18 protein-coding genes are annotated in these 16,209 nt (G+C 74.8%); 9 read left to right on the top strand and 9 right to left on the bottom strand.

Translation table 11 applies throughout. The features are described 5' to 3' along the window. Positions 1 to 53 precede the first annotated feature (53 nt). Positions 54 to 482: an OsmC family protein gene (locus TPA0908_RS21425; RefSeq protein WP_107155495.1), complete on the top strand. Its 429-nt coding sequence runs from the start codon at positions 54 to 56 to the stop codon at positions 480 to 482. Positions 483 to 491: 9 nt separating this feature from the next. On the opposite strand, the gene TPA0908_RS21420 is transcribed toward TPA0908_RS21425, so the two are convergent. Next, a complete protein-coding gene (locus TPA0908_RS21420) occupies positions 492 to 1,442 on the bottom strand; it encodes an endonuclease/exonuclease/phosphatase family protein (protein WP_281940597.1) in 951 nt (316 codons plus the stop codon). Positions 1,443 to 1,794: 352 nt separating this feature from the next. Between TPA0908_RS21420 and TPA0908_RS21415 the strand changes: the two genes are divergently transcribed. Further along, positions 1,795 to 2,631 carry a hypothetical protein gene (locus TPA0908_RS21415; protein WP_374709236.1) on the top strand — a complete coding sequence of 279 codons (837 nt, stop codon included), beginning with the start codon at positions 1,795 to 1,797 and terminating at the stop codon, positions 2,629 to 2,631. A gap of 16 nt (positions 2,632 to 2,647) precedes the next feature. Here TPA0908_RS21415 and TPA0908_RS21410 read toward each other — a convergent pair whose 3' ends face one another. The 5 genes from TPA0908_RS21410 to TPA0908_RS21390 form a co-directional block, all read right to left on the bottom strand. Beyond that, positions 2,648 to 3,124 (bottom strand): ATPase, encoded by a 477-nt coding sequence (locus TPA0908_RS21410; RefSeq protein WP_281940595.1) that lies wholly within the window; start codon positions 3,122 to 3,124, stop codon positions 2,648 to 2,650. 121 nt (positions 3,125 to 3,245) lie between these two features. Beyond that, positions 3,246 to 3,692 carry a response regulator gene (locus TPA0908_RS21405; RefSeq protein ID WP_281940593.1) on the bottom strand — a complete coding sequence of 149 codons (447 nt, stop codon included), beginning with the start codon at positions 3,690 to 3,692 and terminating at the stop codon, positions 3,246 to 3,248. A 70-nt stretch (positions 3,693 to 3,762) separates the two neighbouring features. Next, the gene (locus TPA0908_RS21400) at positions 3,763 to 4,110 is read right to left on the bottom strand and encodes an STAS domain-containing protein (protein ID WP_281940591.1); all 348 of its coding nucleotides are present in this window, start codon (positions 4,108 to 4,110) and stop codon (positions 3,763 to 3,765) included. Between the two features lie 76 nt (positions 4,111 to 4,186). Next, on the bottom strand, positions 4,187 to 5,239 hold the full coding sequence (locus TPA0908_RS21395) for a cobalamin B12-binding domain-containing protein (protein WP_281940589.1): 1,053 nt from the start codon (positions 5,237 to 5,239) through the stop codon (positions 4,187 to 4,189). Beyond that, complete coding sequence (locus TPA0908_RS21390; RefSeq protein WP_281940587.1) at positions 5,236 to 6,999, bottom strand: PP2C family protein-serine/threonine phosphatase; 1,764 nt, start codon at positions 6,997 to 6,999, stop codon at positions 5,236 to 5,238. The genes TPA0908_RS21395 and TPA0908_RS21390 overlap by 4 nt, the downstream gene beginning before the upstream one ends. A 256-nt stretch (positions 7,000 to 7,255) precedes the next feature. Between TPA0908_RS21390 and TPA0908_RS21385 the strand changes: the two genes are divergently transcribed. After that, entirely contained in the window at positions 7,256 to 7,588 is a 333-nt protein-coding gene (locus tag TPA0908_RS21385) for an STAS domain-containing protein (RefSeq protein ID WP_281940585.1), read from the top strand. 43 nt (positions 7,589 to 7,631) lie between these two features. After that, positions 7,632 to 7,979 carry an STAS domain-containing protein gene (locus TPA0908_RS21380; protein WP_281940584.1) on the top strand — a complete coding sequence of 116 codons (348 nt, stop codon included), beginning with the start codon at positions 7,632 to 7,634 and terminating at the stop codon, positions 7,977 to 7,979. A 74-nt stretch (positions 7,980 to 8,053) separates the two neighbouring features. On the opposite strand, the gene TPA0908_RS21375 is transcribed toward TPA0908_RS21380, so the two are convergent. Then, positions 8,054 to 8,368 carry a hypothetical protein gene (locus TPA0908_RS21375; RefSeq protein ID WP_281940582.1) on the bottom strand — a complete coding sequence of 105 codons (315 nt, stop codon included), beginning with the start codon at positions 8,366 to 8,368 and terminating at the stop codon, positions 8,054 to 8,056. Positions 8,369 to 8,552: 184 nt separating this feature from the next. On the opposite strand from TPA0908_RS21375, the gene TPA0908_RS21370 reads away from it, so the two are divergent. The 3 genes from TPA0908_RS21370 (at position 8,553) to TPA0908_RS21360 (ending at position 11,592) form a co-directional block, all read left to right on the top strand. After that, complete coding sequence (locus TPA0908_RS21370) at positions 8,553 to 9,524, top strand: DUF2267 domain-containing protein (RefSeq protein WP_281940580.1); 972 nt, start codon at positions 8,553 to 8,555, stop codon at positions 9,522 to 9,524. 86 nt (positions 9,525 to 9,610) lie between these two features. After that, complete coding sequence (locus TPA0908_RS21365) at positions 9,611 to 10,396, top strand: spermidine synthase (protein ID WP_281940578.1); 786 nt, start codon at positions 9,611 to 9,613, stop codon at positions 10,394 to 10,396. A gap of 41 nt (positions 10,397 to 10,437) precedes the next feature. Continuing rightward, entirely contained in the window at positions 10,438 to 11,592 is a 1,155-nt protein-coding gene (locus TPA0908_RS21360; protein WP_281940576.1) for an AI-2E family transporter, read from the top strand. Between the two features lie 46 nt (positions 11,593 to 11,638). On the opposite strand, the gene TPA0908_RS21355 is transcribed toward TPA0908_RS21360, so the two are convergent. After that, positions 11,639 to 12,937 carry an NAD(P)/FAD-dependent oxidoreductase gene (locus TPA0908_RS21355; protein WP_281940574.1) on the bottom strand — a complete coding sequence of 433 codons (1,299 nt, stop codon included), beginning with the start codon at positions 12,935 to 12,937 and terminating at the stop codon, positions 11,639 to 11,641. Positions 12,938 to 13,037: 100 nt separating this feature from the next. On the opposite strand from TPA0908_RS21355, the gene TPA0908_RS21350 reads away from it, so the two are divergent. After that, a complete protein-coding gene (locus TPA0908_RS21350) occupies positions 13,038 to 14,483 on the top strand; it encodes a M20/M25/M40 family metallo-hydrolase (protein ID WP_281940573.1) in 1,446 nt (481 codons plus the stop codon). A 13-nt stretch (positions 14,484 to 14,496) separates the two neighbouring features. Here the strand turns inward: TPA0908_RS21350 and TPA0908_RS21345 are convergent, their stop codons facing one another. Then, positions 14,497 to 15,024 carry a GNAT family N-acetyltransferase gene (locus TPA0908_RS21345; RefSeq protein ID WP_281940572.1) on the bottom strand — a complete coding sequence of 176 codons (528 nt, stop codon included), beginning with the start codon at positions 15,022 to 15,024 and terminating at the stop codon, positions 14,497 to 14,499. Between the two features lie 441 nt (positions 15,025 to 15,465). On the opposite strand from TPA0908_RS21345, the gene TPA0908_RS21340 reads away from it, so the two are divergent. Continuing rightward, a complete protein-coding gene (locus tag TPA0908_RS21340) occupies positions 15,466 to 16,122 on the top strand; it encodes a C39 family peptidase (RefSeq protein ID WP_281940570.1) in 657 nt (218 codons plus the stop codon). Positions 16,123 to 16,209: the final 87 nt, after the last annotated feature.

Raw genomic sequence — 16,209 nt, 5'->3', positions numbered from 1 at the left:
TTTCGCCCGTCGGCGGCCGGGAACGCGGGCCGGTGAGTGACGGGAGGAACGCGATGCCGGATCCGAGTTCCTGGCTGGCCGAGACGGCCACGGCGACCGCGGCGGGCGGTCACGTACGCACCGACGACGGCGGTCTGTCCTCCGCCCTGGCGTCCCCGCTGGCGCCGCACTGCTCCGGCCTGACGCCGGAGCAGTTGTTGGCCGCCGCGTTCGCCTCCTGCCTGCACCACGCCGCGGTGGAGGCGGCCGGCGAGATCACCGACGAGGCGCACACCGTGCAGGTGACCGCCGAGGCGAAGCTGGGTCGCGACGACGACGGCCGCTACCGGGCCGACGTGCACGCCGAGATCTCCTCGGCCGGGCTCAGCCGGGACCAGCTCGCCGAGTTGGTCGCGTACGCCGACCGGCTGTGGCCGTTCTCCAGCGGTGACCCGAGCCGGCACCGGCTCACGGTCACCCCGGCCGAGAACGGCCGCCACTGAGCACCCGACTCACCACCGGAAGCCGGCGGTCACCGCGCGGTGGTCGGTGTCCGGCGTGTGCACCACGCCGGCGGCGGTCGGGGTGAGCCCCCGGTAGAGCACGTGGTCCGGGCGGGTCACCGGCACCTCCGCCGGCCAGGTGAAGCCGAAACCCTGCCCGGCCTCGGCCTGCGCGTCGCCGAGCAGTCGGGTCAGCGGGTCGAAGACCCGGTCGGTGGTGGCCGTGTTCAGGTCGCCGAGCACCACCAGCCGGTCGGCCGGGTCGGCACGGACGGCGCGGGCCAGCGCCGCCACCGTCTCGTCGCGGGTGGTGGTGTGGCCGGCGCGGGCGGAGCCGAGGTGGACGACGTACACGGTCAGGTCGCCCTGCGGGGCGGCCACCACGGCACGCAGCGCGCGGTCCCAGCCCAGGCCGGTGTCCACGCCGTGCGTCTCGCGGATCGGCCAGCGGCTCCACAGCGCCACGGTGGAGACGGCCGTCCGGTGCGGGTATCGGCCGGCCAGCGCGGGCGCGATCCGCTCCCCGTCGTCGACCTCCTGCAACCCGATCAGGTCCGGGGCGTCGGCGGCCAGCGCGCCGACGGTGGCGGCCGGGTCGGGGTTACCGGCCCGCAGGTTCTGGCTGGCCACCCGCACCGCGGTCCCGTCGGCGCCGGCCGCCGGGGGCAGCCAGGCCCGGCCGAAGATCCCGGCCCAGACCAGCGCCGGCACCAGCACGGCGAGCAGCGCGCGGCGGGAGCGGCGCAGCAGCGCCGCGAGCCCGAGCAGGGGTACGCCGAGACCGAGCAGCGGGGTGGCGCTGTCCACCAGGCTGCCCAGGCCGTGCACGTTGGGCACCGCCCGGTGCCCGACCAGCAGCACGGTGAGCAGCACGGCGCAGGAAACGATGATCAGGCCCCGTCGCCCCCGCCGGCCGGCGGGCTCACCGGCGGCCCGGTCGTCGACCATCTGCTCCGTCACCGTCGGAATCGTATCGAGCGCCCGGGCGCCCGGTGCGCCGGATTCCGGTGCCCGCACCGGTCCCGCCGGTGGCGGGGTGGAGATGGCCGGCCTCGGCGGGTCGGAGTCGATCACGTGGCCGGGCGACCGGCGGCTCCTCCCCCGATCGGAGGAGATCGCCACGCCGCGACGCGCTGACGGTCGCGCGCCCGGATCGTCCCGTCGAATCCGCCACGACCGACTTTACGGAGACAAGAGGTTCGACAGTTTGGTGATTCACTGACGGTTATGCCGGAGCGGATTCCGGCAAACTGTGGCGCATGCCACCAACCACCCCGATGGCAAGCGCCGAGAAGCTTTCTAGCCTCGGCGGGTGCATCCCGACCACCGCGCCCCCCAGTCATCGCCCGCGAACCGCCCGGTTGGCCGAACGATCGACCCGGCATCGGCCGAACGGCGAGTGGGACGGCACCGCGCCCCGGAGCCACCCCGGCGCGGCGCGGCCCGCTCCGTCCCCGGCCGGATCGCGGTGGCCACCGGCGTCACCTGCTGCCTCGGCCTGATCGGCATGGCCGGCGTCGGCGAGGCCGCCCAGCCGACCGTGGAGGTACGCGAGGCGCTCGCCGACCGGGCCGCCGTCGAGCAGCGCGCCTCCCGCGACTTCACCCGGGCGGCGCCCCCCGCCGTCGCCCCGGCGTCGCCCGTCCCGGTCGCCACGCCGAGCCCGACGCCGGATCGCAAGAAGCCACCGCGGAAGGTGGTCCGCCCGAAGCACCCGCGTCCCGTCGCCGGCCTGGACCAGCGGCAGATGGACAACGCGAAGGCCATCGTCGACGTCGGCCGGGACATGCGCCTGCCGCGCCGGGCGATGGTGGTGGCGGTGGCCACCGCCATGCAGGAGAGCGACCTGTACAACCTGGCCAGCGACGTGCTGCCCGAGTCGTTCGACCAGCCGCACCAGGGCAGCGGCTCCGACCACGACTCGGTCGGGCTGTTCCAGCAGCGCCCGAGCAGCGGGTGGGGCACGGTCGCCGAACTCATGCGACCGGCGTACGCGGCCCGGGCGTTCTACGCCGCGCTGGCCGACGTGCCGGGCTGGGCGGACATGAGCGTCACCGGCGCGGCCCAGGCGGTGCAGATCTCCGCGTTCCCCGACGCGTACGCGAAGCACGAGAAGCGGGCCACCACGGTGGTGGCGGCGCTGTCCTGAGGCCCGGAGCGTCGTCTCACCGGCCGGCGGCGGCGGTGGGGGTGTCGGCGGGCACGCGGGCGCCGGAGAGGATCTCGTCGACCCGGGCCTCGCGGCGGCGGCGGGCCAGCAGCGCGGCCTCGAACTCGCGGCGCGCCCGCAGCGCCTCCGCGTACGCCTCCTCCCGCACCAGGCGGGCCTCCTCGCGCGCGGCGTCCAGCTCGGCGCGCGCCCGGGCCACCAGGTCGGCGGCCTCCCGCTCGGCGGCCGACGGGCCGGCCGGGGCGTCGGCGTCCGACGGGTCGGCCGGAACAGGCCGGTCAGCCGGCGCGGCGCGGCGCCGCAGATAGTCGCAGAGGTGCCCGGCGTCCAGCCGGATCCGGTCCCACTCCCGACCCGCCCCCGCGACGCCCTCCGCACGCGCCGCCAGCCGGCGCAGCCGGAGATCCAGCTCGTCCAGGCAGGCATCCACCTGGCGCCGGTCGTAACCGGCCTCCACCACCGAGAACCTCATGCTGTCGCCCCCCAGGCAGCCGGCGTGCGTCCCCCACCTGACGATCCTGCGGGGCGGGCCGGACCGCCGTCGGCCGTTCACCGGAAATGTTCAGCATCCGGACACCGGGACGCGCGGGTCGTCAGGAGTGCTTGGGGAGCACGACCACCCGGCCGAAGAACTCGTCGATGCGGCGCACCACGTCGTTGAAGTCGTCCAGGTCGATCGGCTTGGTCACGTACGCGTTGGCCTGGAGGGTGTAACTGCTCACCACGTCCGTGTCGGCGTTGGAGGTGGTCAGCACCACGATCGGGATGCTTCGGAGGTTCTCGTCCCGCTTGACCTCGCCGAGCACCTGCCGCCCGTCCATCCGCGGCATGTTGAGGTCCAGCAGGATGACGTCCGGTCGCTGCGCCCCGGTGTGCCGGCCCTCGCGACGGAGGAACTCCATCGCCTCCTCGCCGTCGGCGACCACGTCGATGACCTTCTCGACGTCCGACTCCTCGAGCGCCTCCTCGATCATCAAGACGTCACCCGGATCGTCGTCCACCACCAGGATGCGGACGGGGCTCGAACTGGGCTGACCCATGGGGCTACCTGCTTCGTCTCGGGGAGGGCACCGGCCGCGCGACCGGACGCTGGGCGGGAAATCTATCCGATCAGGAGCCGGCCGACCGCGTCGGGTCGGCCGTGTCGCGGTCGTGGCGCAGCACCTCGGCCAGCCCGGTCACCTGAAGCACCCGGGCCACCCGGCCGGTCGCTCCGGTGAGCCGCAGCCAGCCACCGTCGGCGGCGACGAGATTGTCCCCACGGACGAAGGCGGCGATGCCCGTCGAGTCGCAGAACGTCAGCTCGGTGAGGTCGAGCAGCAACTCGCGGCGGCCGTCGGCGACCAGCCGGTCGATCTCGGCGGTCAGCTCCCCGGCCGTGCTCAGGTCCAGTTCACCGGCGAGCCGGAGGCAGGTGACGCCCTGGTCCCGCCGGGCGGACGTGACGGTGAACGTCACCGTGGCCCCTCTCGCTCCCACCGCAGGCGAACCCTTGCAGTGCAGCAAGTATAGGGGGCGTCCGGCCCGATCCGGATCAGCGGCCCGCCGTCGCCGCCACCCCGCCGCCCACCACGGCCCGCGCCCGCTCCAGGAAACCGGCCGCGCGGGGGAAGTCCCGCAGCTGCTGTCCATAGTGGTCGAGCGTGAGGCCGACCGCGCCCGCCGGCACACCGCGGTTGACCAGGATCTCCACCAACCACTCGACGAACTCGGCGAACAGCGTCCCGTCGTCCACGTAGAGCGCGGCGGCCAGGAAGTCGACGATGTAGCCCAGGTCGCCCACGGTCGAGTCGAGCTGCGCCGGCGTGTAGTCGACCACCGCCGGCACCCGCTCGCGCAGGTCGGCGAGCGCACTGTCGATCAGCTCGCCCCGCCGCTTGACCAGGCTGGCGTACTCGTCGTCGGCGAGGTGGTCCAGCCGTGCGGGCGGCGTCGCGCGCAGCGCCCGGTCGTCGGCGACCAGGTCGGCCGCGGCGGGCGCGTCCGGCGCCCACGCCACGCCGAGCACCCGGGCCCAGCGGCCGTCCGCGCCGAACCCGCGCCCGCCCACCACCACCGGCACGTCGGAGCGGCGGCACGCCTCGATCATCCGGTGGGCGTGCGGCAGCCGCATCGGCAGCGCGCAGGCCAGGGCCACCGCGTCGGCGTCGTACCGGTGCAGGTAGGACACCAGGTGCGCGGCCGGCACGCTGGCCCCGAGGAAGACCACCTGCCAGCCGCGCAGCCGCAGCACCTCGGCGACCAGCCGGGCCGGCAACGCGTGCCACTCACCGTCCATGCAGGCCATCACGATCCGGCCGCGGGTCACCCGCGGATCGGCGTACGCGGCGACCGCCGCCACCACCCGCTCGCTGATGTGGGTGGCGGCGTGCTCCTGCGCCACGCTCCACTCGTTGCGTGCCCACCGCTCGCCCACCTCGGCCTGCGCCGGGGCGACCAGGTCGAGCAGCACCCGCTCGGCCGGCACGCCCGCCTCCAGCAGCCCCCGGGCGACCGCCACCGCACCCTGTTCGTCGGCCTCGGCCAGGCACTCCAGATAGCCGGCGAACGCGTGCGCCGGGCCGGCTGCGGTGGTCGTCGCGGTCACTCGGGCAGCTCCCTCGTCGGTTCGGCGCCCGTCGGGCCGGGCACGGCGTGCAGGTGGCGGGACGCGCGGCCGGCCGCACCGGTCGCCCGTAACGCCAGCACCGCGATGTCGTCGTGGTCGCCGTGGGCGAGCCAGTCGCAGGTCACCTGCTCGACCCGCTCGGCCAGCGCCGGGGCGGGCATCCGGTGGCAGCCGGTCACGGCGGTGAGCAGCCGGTCCGCGCCGAACTGCTCGTCGCCGCGCCACCCGCCCCGCGCCTCGGTCACGCCGTCGCTGTAGAGCAGGCAGGTCTCGCCCGGCGCCAGGTGCACGGTGGCGTCGCCGATCCGCGGGTCCGGCACCACGCCGATCAGCATGCCGCTCAACGGCACCACCTCGACCTCGCCGGAGGCGCGCAGCACCAGCGGCGGCAGGTGACCGCCCCCGGCCAGCGTCAGCGTCAGCCCGCCGTCGCGGTGCGGTCGGGCCACCCCGAGCACCATGGTGGCGAACCGGCCCTGCCCGTGGGCCTGGGTGGTCTCCAGCAACGCGTCGTTGAGCAGCTTCAGCAACCGCCCCGGCTGCGTCTCCACCCGGTGCAACGCGTGCAGGCACTGGCGGAGCTGGCCGGTGAAGACGGCCGCCTCCACGCCCTTGCCCGACACGTCGCCGAGGAAGAAGACCGAGCCGCCGTCGGGCAGCCGGTGCGAGCCGTAGAAGTCACCACCGATGCGCAGACCGGCCTGCGCCGGCCGGTACGCCGTGCCCCACTGCACGCCCGAGGCCGCCGCCGGCTCGACCGGCACCAGACTGGCCTGCAACGTGTCGGCGACCTCGGCCTGGTCGCGGTAGAGCATGGCGGTGGTCAGCGCCGCGCCGGCCCGGGCCGCGAACGCGCGCACCAGGTCGATGTCGGCCTCGTCGTACCAGCGGCCGGCCCGGCGGGCCACCAGCAGCACGCCGACCGGGGCGTCCCGGCCCGGCAGCGGCACCACCCGGGCGGTGGCGCCGGTCGCGTCCAGGCCGGGCAGCCAGCCCGCCTCGACGGCCTGCTCGACGAGCCAGTCCAGCGCGTGCGGCTCGGTCCCGGCGAGACCGGCCTCGATGGCCGCGGGCAGCGCGGCGGCGGGCAGCACACCACTGTCCACGGCGGGCGCCTCGTCCTCGGCGCGTACCGCCCGCCACCAGCGGGCCCGGCCGGAACGCGGCGCCAGCACCAGCACCGCCACGTCGGCCGCCGTGGGCACCGCCAGCCGCGCCACCGCGGCGGCGGCCCGGTCGGGGTGCAACGGGTTGCCGAGTTTCTCGCCGACCACGGCGAGGAACAACGAGCGGGCCCGCTCGGCGAGCAGGGCGTCGGCCCGGCTGACGCTCTCGGTGACGTCCTCCACGTACCAGCAGCGCCGGGCGTGGGAGAGCGCGACCGGGCGCAGCCGCAGCCGCCGGTCGTGGTGGGTGAACTCGAACCGACCGTCGCCGCCCAGCGCCGCCACGCCGGCGGCGGCGAGCACCTCGCCCGGCACGACCTCGGGGACCAATCGCTCCGCGACCGGGCTCACGTGCCGCACCACGCCGTCGGCGTCGCAGACGATGAGACCCTCACGGAAGTGCTCCACGACCTCGGACCAGTCGGGGACGATCGGCGCGTCGTGGTCGGGGGCCAGCGGTGGGAGCGCAGCCGGCGTCGGGGCGTCGGCGGACCACACCCGAGCCCGGTCGGCACTCGGCGTGGAGATCCGTCCGTCGCCCGGGTCGGAACCCCTGACGTCGGCAGCAGTCACCAGCTGAGCCCACTCTCCTCGTCGACATCGGCGGAGCGCCGCAAGTGGCGCGTGTGGTCATATCTCCGCTCCCCACCCTACGCCGGTATGCCCCCAGCGCCACCCGACGACGGTCCTCGCCCGCGAACACACGCCGAGCGCCCCGGCGGTGGGGTTGTTACGATCCGGACGTCCCTGCCAGACCGGCAGCCTGCGGAAAGGCGTGATGGTGGTTCCTCAACGGAGAAAGCCCGAAGCGACGCCGCTGAGCATCTCCGTGGACCGTTCCGACCCGGACGTCCCGATCGTCCGCGTCGGCGGTGACCTGGCCTACGCCACCGCGACGCCGCTGCGCGCCGAGATCGACCGCCTGCTCGCCGCGCGTCCCGCCCGGCTGGTGCTGGACTTCGGCGACCTGGTCTTCCTGGACAGCACCGGCCTGTCGGTGATCGTGCACGCCTGGCGCGAGGGGCAGCAGGCCGGCACCGGCATCGAACTCCGGGCGGTCCCGCGCTTCCTGGAGACCATCCTCGACATGACCGGCGTGACGGGTCTGCTGGACCGCCGGCCGGCCGACGGCCGGGCATCCGGTTCCACCGCGTCCGCCTGACCCCGGAGGTTTCCCGACCACCGGCGGCTGGGAACATGGTCCTGTGCTCTCCCCGCTGTTGACCATCGAGGTGGACCGGCCCGACGCCGGCTCCGCCCGGCTCCGGCTGGCCGGCGAGCTGGACTTCGACACCGCGCCGGAACTCGTCGAGGCCGCCGCCGGGCTGCGCCGCGACGGCCACCATGAGCTGTGGCTCGACTTCACCGACGTGACGCTCTGCGACTCCTCCGGCCTGAGCGCGCTGGTGCTGATCCACCGCGCCGGCACCGGCGCGATCCATCTGCGCGGCATGAACGCGCAGATCCGACAGCTTCTGGACCGCACCGGGCTGGCCGAACTGCTCACCGCCCCGCCCCGCACGGCGGCCGGCGACGCCCGCGAGGTGGGCTGACCGACCCGCGTCCCGCCCCGGGCAGGGGGCGGCCCCCGACCCTGGGACCAGGGGCCGGGGGCCTGGAGGAGGGCTCAGACGACGGGCGCCACCGCCGGCCGGCGGGAAGCACCGTCACGCGGCTCCCCCACCGCCGACGAGTCGGCGTCCTCCGGCACACCGGAATCAGGCGTCTGGAACAGGTAACGGACGAAATCTCCGGCCCCGTCGTCGTCCGCGCCGGGCCACTGCCCGACGCAGTCGACGCCGACCACCTCGCGTCCATCGCCGTCCGTGCCCTCCAGCAGCGCCCAGAGGGTCACCGGGTAGCAGCGGGTGACCTCCGGGCCGACGCGCCAGCGGGCGTACCAACCGGGACGAGCGGGGACGATCTCCACGATCCGTTTCATGACGACCTGCCCTTCCGCGTGCGTCGGAAGTTGTCCGGTCCGCCCCGATCGTGCGACGCCATCGGGTGACCGCCCCTCACCCGCAGCGAATGAAGCTCCTCGCCCCGCCGGACGTCGTTAGCTTCCCGGCGGCGCCGGGAAGGCGACCGGCGCAAGCGCAACCGACCAGGAACGAGGTGCGACGATGCGCAAGCAGATGGAGGGCGACAACCAGCGCCGCCGGGCCCTCGCCCGGCAGGCCCGGGAGCAGGGCCGGCGGCCCAGCCAGAGCGGCGCCAGCCTGAGCGCGTCCAAGCAGGTCACCTCGCTGGACCAGCACGAACGGTCCGGCCCGCCGCCGGCCGGTCGACACAAGCCGGACAGCACGCGGGGTGGGCCGGCGCCGCCCGCGGTCGGGGTGGCGGAGCGACCGCGACCGCTGCCGGACCCGCCGTCCGGCCGGGGTGTCACGCTGGGCTACCGGGACCTCGTCGACGACGTGAGCCGGCGCGCCGGCGTCGACTTCGCCGAGGCGAAGGTCGCGGCGGAGGCCACCGTGCTGGCCCTGGCCCGGGCACTCGACGAGGCGGAGCGGGAACGGCTGCTCGCGGCCGTCCCGGTGAAGCTGCACGACGTGGTCCCGGTGGACGGCGTCGAACGGCGGCAGGACCTGCCGGGCTTCCTGGCCGAGGTCGGGCGGCGCAGCCGGCTCACCCCGGAACAGGCGCGCTACCAGGCGGAGGCGACCCTGGCCGCGCTCGCGGACGCGGACGCCGAACTGGTCGGGTCGTTGCGCGTACCCGACGGGTTGCGCGACCTGCTCGGACCGGCCGACTACGGCGGCGGTCTGGTGGGCGCCAGCTCCGCCACCGCGCCGCTGACCGAGTCGGAGCTGCGCGACGCGCTCGCCACGCTGCCGTACTGGTCCAGTGACCGGCGCTCGCTGGTGCGCACCATCGAGTTGCCCGGCGGCAACCTGGACCGGGTGCTGGACCGGCTGGACCGGCTCCGGGCCGACGGCGGGCGCGGCCCGCAGATCGGCCGGCCGGACCCGGACAACGCGGTGCTCACCGTCCGGACCCAGCAGACCGACGGCGTCACCACGGCGGACGTGGCCCTGGCCCACCGCGTCGACGACGCCATCGACGAGGCCGGCGCCGGCATGGCCGCCGGCTGACCCGCACGGAGGGGCCCCCGCTCAACGCCTCCGGCAGGGGCGGGGGCCCCGCTCGACACCGCACGCGCGCCGGTAGCGTTCCGAAGGTGGAGAGCGACACCGAGGTGTTGGAGATCGTCGTCGACCCGGCCCGCCCCACCGGGCGTACACTGCTCGCCGACGGGGTCGAACAGTCCTACGTGGACGTCGCCGACGCCCGTCACCTGCACTTCGAGTACGTGCGGCGGATCGCCACGGTGATCGACCTGAGCGCCCCGCCCGGGCAGCCGGTGACCGCCCTGCACCTGGGCGGCGGCGCGCTCACGTTGCCCCGCTGGCTGGCCGCCACCCGGCCCGGTTCGGCGCAGCGGGTGGTCGAACGCGATCCCGGCGTGGTCGAGCTGGTCCGCCGGAAGCTGCCGCCGCTGCCGCCCGAGGTGGTGGTCACGCTGGGCGACGCCCGCGACGCGGTCGCCGGGGCGCCGGACGCCGCCTACGACGTGGTGGTGGGCGACGTCTACCGGGCGGCCCGGATGCCCGCGCACGTGGCGGCCCTCGAGTTCGCCGCCGAGGTGGCCCGGGTGCTCCGCCCGGACGGCGTCTACCTGGTGAACCTGACCGACCTGCCGCCGCTGGCGCACACCAGAGCGCAGGTGGCCACGCTGCGCGCCGTCTTCGCCGAGGTGTGCCTGCTCACCGACCGGCGGATGCTGCGCGGCCGGCGCTACGGCAACGTGGTGCTCGCCGGCGTGCTCCGGCCGGGGCGGCTGCCGGTACGTCGGCTCGCCGCACGGGTCGCCGGTGACCCGGTGCCCGGCACCGTGCTGCACGCGGCGGCGCTCGACACGTTCGCCGCGGACGCCCTGCCGGTCACCGACGCCGACCCGCGGTGAGCCCCGGGTTTCTCCACCGACAGGGCGGGTAGCCGCGCCGGATGAGCGCCGTCGACGACCGGTCCACCGCCCGCCGGACGGTGATCGTGATCGGTCTGGTGCTGGCCACCGTGGTCGGGTTGGCGCTGGTCTGGGCGACCCGTCGGGTGCTCGTCTGGGGCCTGGTCGCGGCGTTCCTCGCGGTCGCGCTCAAGCCGCTCGTCGACCGGCTGGAGCGTCGGGTGCACCGGCGGGCGCTGGCCACCCTGCTGGTCTTCCTGGCCACGTTCGTGCTGCTCGCGGCGTTGGGCACGGTGATCGTCCTGCCGCTGGTGGACGAGCTGGGTCGGCTCGCCGACCGGGTGCCGGAGCTGGTGCACGACGCCCAGGCCGGGCGGGGACCGGTCGGCCGGCTGCTGGACCGCCTGCACCTGCTCCGGTACGCCGAACCCGGACAGTTGCGCCGCTACGGTTCCCGGCTCGGCGAGCCGACCGTCGGGCTGGTCCGGGGCGTGGCGCAGGCCGTCGCCGCGTTGGTCACCGTGGTGGTGCTGGCGTACCTGATGGTGCTGGAGGCGCCCCGGATCGTGGCGACGACGCTGCGGCTGGTCGGGGACGGCCCAGCCGAGCGGTTGCGGCGCATCGGGCGTGACTCCTCCCGGATCGTCACCGGCTACCTGAGCGGGAACCTGGTGATCAGCCTGATCTGCGGCGGCCTGACCTTCGTGGTGCTGCTCCTGCTCGGGGTGCCGTTCGCCGCGGTGATCGCGCTGGTGGTCGCCGTGTTCGACCTGATCCCGCTGGTCGGCGCCACGTTGGGCGCGATCGTCGCGGCCGGCGCGGGCTTCGCGAACTCCCCCACCGCCGGCGTCGTGGTGCTGGTCTTCTTCGTGGTCTACCAGCAGGTGGAGAACCATCTCCTGCAACCGGTGATCATGGCCCGCGCGGTCCGGCTGAACCCGTTGACGGTGCTGGTCAGCGTGCTACTGGCGGCCGAGCTGGCCGGTCTGGTCGGTGCGCTGCTGGCGATCCCGGCGGCCGGCGTCGTGCAGGTGCTGCTGCGCGAGTTCGTCCCCGCCGGGCGGGTGGCACTGGGCACGCCAGCCGACGGCACGCCGGCCCACCCCGCCCCGGCCGACAGCACGGGCCCGATCGACAACGGTCCGGCCGGCGGGCCGGATCCCGTGGCACGGGAGCGGCCGCCGGCCGGCGGATGAGCTTCCGGGTGTCGGCCGGGGCCGGCGGACCAGCTCCGGCGACGTGTCAGGGCCGGCGGACCAGCTCCGGCGACTCGCTCTCCAGCGGCACCGCGTTGGCCGGCACGAGGCCGAGCTGCACGGCCGGCCGGGGCAGGGCCGCGTCGAGCGCCCAGTCCGCGGCGACGCGGGGCCGGTTGCCGGGCATCGCCAACAGGTGGTAGCCGCGGGTGACCGCCTTGGCCGGCAGGCCGGACAGCGGCACGTGCAGCGGGTTGGCCGCCGCGTCCTTGCCGCCCAGGTCGACCACCCAGCCCAGGTCGTGGTGCTTGTAGGACTTGCGGGTGCCCTGCCCGTACGAGGCGGCGATGTTGTGCGCGGCCAGCTTGCCCTGCCGCTGGGCGTGCTGCGCGGTCATCGCGCACACCTGCCCCGGGCGGGTCGGGTCCGGGACGGCGGCGGCGTCGCCGCAGGCGAACACCTCCGGGTAGCCGGGGACGTTGAGGAACTCGTCCACCACCAACCGCCCCTTCTCGGTGCGCAGGCCCAGTTCGGCCACGAACGGGTCGGGGCGTACCCCGACGCACCAGATGAGGCTGCACGTGGGCACGTACTCGCCGTCGGTGAGCATCACACCGTCGGGGGTGGCCTCACCGACCGAGGTGCCCATCCGCACGTCCACGCCACGGCGGCGCAACACCCGGTCGGCGGTGACGGACATCCGCCGGTCCAGTTCGGGCAGCACGCGCGGGGCGACGTCGAGCAGCATCCAGCGCGGCCGGACGTTCAGGTGCGGGCGCTGGGCCACCAGCCGGTCGGTGAACAACTGGCCGTGCGCGACGACCTCGGTGCCGGTGTAGCCGGCGCCGACCACCACGAACGTGGTGCGGGCCCGCTGCTCGGCCGGGTCGTGGGTCAACTCGGCCAGCTCGACCTGCCGGACCACGTGGTCGTGCAGGTAGAGCGCCTCGGGCAGGCCGCGGAAGCCGTGCGCGTACTCGGTGACCCCGGGGATGGGCAGCAGCTTGTTGACGCTGCCCACGGAGAGGATCAGCCGGTCGTACGCGAGCTGGCCGTGCCCGCCCTCGGCGGAGCGGTAGCCGACCCAGCGGTTCTGGAGATCCACCCGGTCGGCCTCGCCGACCACCACCCGGACGCCGTCGAGCGTGCCGGCGAGCGGCACCGAGATCCGGGTCGGCTCGACCACGCCGGCCGCGACCTCGGGCAGCAGCGGCAGGTAGAGGAAGTAGTCGGTCGTGTTCAGTAGGACGATCTCGGCCCGGTCGCGGGCCAGCCGGCGCAACGTCTTGGCCGCGTGGTACCCGGCGAACCCGGCCCCCACGATCACCACACGTGGTTTCGTCATGTCTGCTGCCGTTCCCGGGCAGACCTCCGACAAACGTCGTGACCACCCATCCACGGTGAACGATATGGACATTCCTCCTGATCAACGCGAGGATGCCGGGATGGGAAACCACGAGACCGCCGAGGGCCGACCCACGAGGTCGAGCCGGCGTACCTTCCTCACCGCCTCGGCCGCGGCCACCGCCGCCGCCGTCGCGACGCCGCTCGCCGCCGGCCCGGCGGTGGCGGCGACCGACGCGCCGCGCGGTCCGGGGCGGCCGGCCCGGCCGCAGCCGCCGGACCGCGAGCTGACCGCGCTGCTGCGCGAGATCGACCGGGCCCGGATCGAGGCCACCGTCCGCCGCCTGGCCGCGTTCGGCACCCGGCACACGCTCTCCAGCCAGACCGATCCGGTACGCGGCATCGGCGCCGCCCGCGACTGGATCCACGCCCAACTGACCGGGTACGCCGCCGCCTCCGGCGGCCGGATGACCGTGGCACTCCAGTCGTACGTGCAGGAGCCCGCCTCCCGGATCCCGACCGCCACCACCATCACCAACGTGGTGGCCACGCTGCGCGGCGACGTCACGCCCGAGCGGGTGTACGTGATCACCGGCCACTACGACTCCCGCGCCACCGACGTGATGGACGCGGTCAGCGACGCGCCGGGCGCCGACGACGACGCCTCCGGCGTGGCCGTGGTGCTGGAGCTGGCCCGGGTGCTGGCGAGCCGGCGCACCGAGGCGACGATCGTGCTCGCCGCCGTCGCCGGCGAGGAGCAGGGCCTGTACGGCTCGACGTACCTGGCCGGCCGGTTGAAGGCGGCCGGCGTGGACGTGCAGGGCATGTTCAGCAACGACATCGTCGGCAGCAGCACCGCCGACGACGGCACCCGCGACCCGCGGACCGTGCGGCTGTTCGCCGAGGGCGTGCCGACCGCCGAGACGCCGGCCGAGGCGGGCGTGCGGCAGTCCGTCGGCGGCGAGAACGACTCCCCGTCCCGGCAGCTCGCCCGGTTCGTCACCGACGTGGCGGACCACGGCGTGACCGGGATGGACGTCCGGGTGATCTACCGGCGGGACCGCTACCTGCGCGGCAGCGACCACATCTCGTTCCTGCGCGAGGGCTGGCCGGCCGGCCGGTTCACCGAGCCCGCCGAGGACTTCGCCCACCAACACCAGGACGTCCGGGTGGTCGACGGCGTGCAGTACGGCGACCTGCCGGAGTTCTGCGACTTCGACTACATCACCCGGGTGGCCCGGGTGAACGGCGCGGCGCTGTGGTCGCTCGCCCAGGCCCCGGGTACGCCGAAGGGCGTCACCGTGGTCACCACGAACCTGACCAACGACACCACGCTGCGCTGGCAGCGCGGCCCCGAACCGGACCTGGCCGGCTACGAGGTGGTGTGGCGGGAGACCACGGCCGCCGAGTGGCAGAAGGTGCTGGCGGTCGGTGACGTCACCGAGGTGACGATCGACCTGTCCAAGGACAACGTGTTCTTCGGCGTACGCGCGGTGGACCGGGCCGGGCACCGCAGCCCGGTCGCGTTCCCGAAGCCGGGAAGCTGAGGCGGGTCGCCGGTCAGGGCGTCGGCGGGGCCGTGATCGCCCAGCGCTCGTGGTCCCGCCACGCGCCGTCCACGAACAGGTAGTCCGGGGAGAATCCCTCGAGCCGGAACCCGAGGCGGCGGGCCAGTCGCTTCGACGGCTCGTTGCCGGGCTGGATGTTCGCCTCCAACCGGTGCAGCCCGAGCGTGCCGAACGCGTGCGCGATCACCAGCCGCACACCGGCCGAGGCGTGCCCGGTGCCCGCGTACGGGCGGAACGCGGCGTAGCCGAGGTATCCGCCGCGCAGCGCGCCCAGCACGATGCCGCCGATGTTCGCGTACCCGGCGATCGCACCGCTGGCCCGGTCGCAGAACAGGAAGCCGGAGGTGTCCTGCCGGCGGATCCGGCGCAGGTACGCCGCGTACCGTTCGGCGTCGTCCGGTGCGGTCAGCCACGGGTGGTGCAGGTCGCGGCTGCGCCGGGCGGCGGCCACGAACTCCGCCTCGTCGTCGGCCCGGGGGCGGCGGATCGCGACGCGGCCGTCACTACGCAGGTATCTCACGGTGCACCACTCTCACCCATCCCCCACCCCACGCCCTCTCCGACCCCTCCCCACCCACCGCCACCCGATGATCAAGCACCCAAAGATGCGCGTTCCTCCGCGGGGTCGGCGTGCGAGCCGGGGGATGCAACCTTTGTGTGAGTTTTGGGTGATTAAGCGGTGGTCCGGGTCACCGGCTCGGGGGAATCGGGGCCGGGGGCGGGGCGTTACACCTGGCAGACCGCGTGAAGCCCGGCCCCTGGGCCGCTGGCAGCCCCGGTCGGAATGACCGGCCACCGGCCGTCGTTACATCCCCGAGCCGCCGAGCCGGCCATCCCCGATGGCCCGGCCCGCGCCGGCCCCGGGCCCGTGAGCAGGCCCCGGCCGCGGGGCCCAGCCTCGGACCCTTCCCCTTCGCGGCCCCCGGGCCGCGTCATCCCCCACCCCTGGGAGGCAACCATCATGGCTACCACCCTGCTGCGCAAGACCGTGCTGACCGCTGCCGGCATCGCCGCGACCGCCGGTGGCGTCGCCGGCCCCGCCATCGCCGCCCACGCCGCCCCCACCGGCACGACCAGCGCCGTGGTGACCGACCGCAAGGGTCACGGCGAGCGGGAGCTGGACGTGCGCTACGAAGCCCAGCCCAACTTCTACTTCTGCGGCCCCGCCGCCGCCCGCAACGCGCTGTCCGTGCAGGGCAAGGACATCGACGTGGACACCATGGCCAGGGAGATGGGCACCACCGAGGCCGGCACCAACAGCATCAACGACATCACTCCCGTGCTGAACAAGGAGACCGGCGCCAGGGACGCCTACAAGTCGGTCGAGATCAGCACGCCCAAGGCCGACGACAAGCAGACCGACAAGCTGCGCGCCGACGTCGTCCGCACCGTCGACGCCGGCCGGGCCGTGGTCGCCAACATCGCCGGCACCGCCACCGACACCGACGGCAACACCCACTCCTTCGAGGGCGGCCACTACATCAGCGTCATCGGCTACCGCGACGACGGCAGGACCGTCACCATCGCCGACAGCGCCGACCCGAACATGGCCTCCTACCGGATGAGCATCGACAACCTCGCCGACTGGATCGCCACCCGCGGCTACAGCACCAGCTGAGGAACACCCCCAGCGGGCCCGACCCCCACGCACCGGGGGTCGGGCCCGCTCGGCGTATCCAACGGCTGCCTGCCGGTCATCTGGCCG

It is taken from the genome of Micromonospora sp. AKA38 (assembly GCF_027925725.1).
Lineage (GTDB): Bacteria > Actinomycetota > Actinomycetes > Mycobacteriales > Micromonosporaceae > Micromonospora.
Note: the sequence above shows the minus strand (reverse complement) of the source record. Positions and strands in the feature narration are given on the sequence as shown.

What these genes read in the sequence shown, in the direction of transcription:
- TPA0908_RS21375 (WP_281940582.1), bottom strand. Translation starts at nt 8,368, where the DNA reads ATGAAACGGATCGTGGAGATCGTCCCCGCTCGTCCCGGTTGGTACGCC.
- TPA0908_RS21340 (WP_281940570.1), top strand. Translation starts at nt 15,466, where the DNA reads ATGGCTACCACCCTGCTGCGCAAGACCGTGCTGACCGCTGCCGGCATC.
- TPA0908_RS21355 (WP_281940574.1), bottom strand. Translation starts at nt 12,937, where the DNA reads ATGACGAAACCACGTGTGGTGATCGTGGGGGCCGGGTTCGCCGGGTAC.
- TPA0908_RS21360 (WP_281940576.1), top strand. Translation starts at nt 10,438, where the DNA reads ATGAGCGCCGTCGACGACCGGTCCACCGCCCGCCGGACGGTGATCGTG.
- TPA0908_RS21405 (WP_281940593.1), bottom strand. Translation starts at nt 3,692, where the DNA reads ATGGGTCAGCCCAGTTCGAGCCCCGTCCGCATCCTGGTGGTGGACGAC.
- TPA0908_RS21350 (WP_281940573.1), top strand. Translation starts at nt 13,038, where the DNA reads ATGGGAAACCACGAGACCGCCGAGGGCCGACCCACGAGGTCGAGCCGG.
- TPA0908_RS21370 (WP_281940580.1), top strand. Translation starts at nt 8,553, where the DNA reads ATGCGCAAGCAGATGGAGGGCGACAACCAGCGCCGCCGGGCCCTCGCC.
- TPA0908_RS21410 (WP_281940595.1), bottom strand. Translation starts at nt 3,124, where the DNA reads ATGAGGTTCTCGGTGGTGGAGGCCGGTTACGACCGGCGCCAGGTGGAT.
- TPA0908_RS21425 (WP_107155495.1), top strand. Translation starts at nt 54, where the DNA reads ATGCCGGATCCGAGTTCCTGGCTGGCCGAGACGGCCACGGCGACCGCG.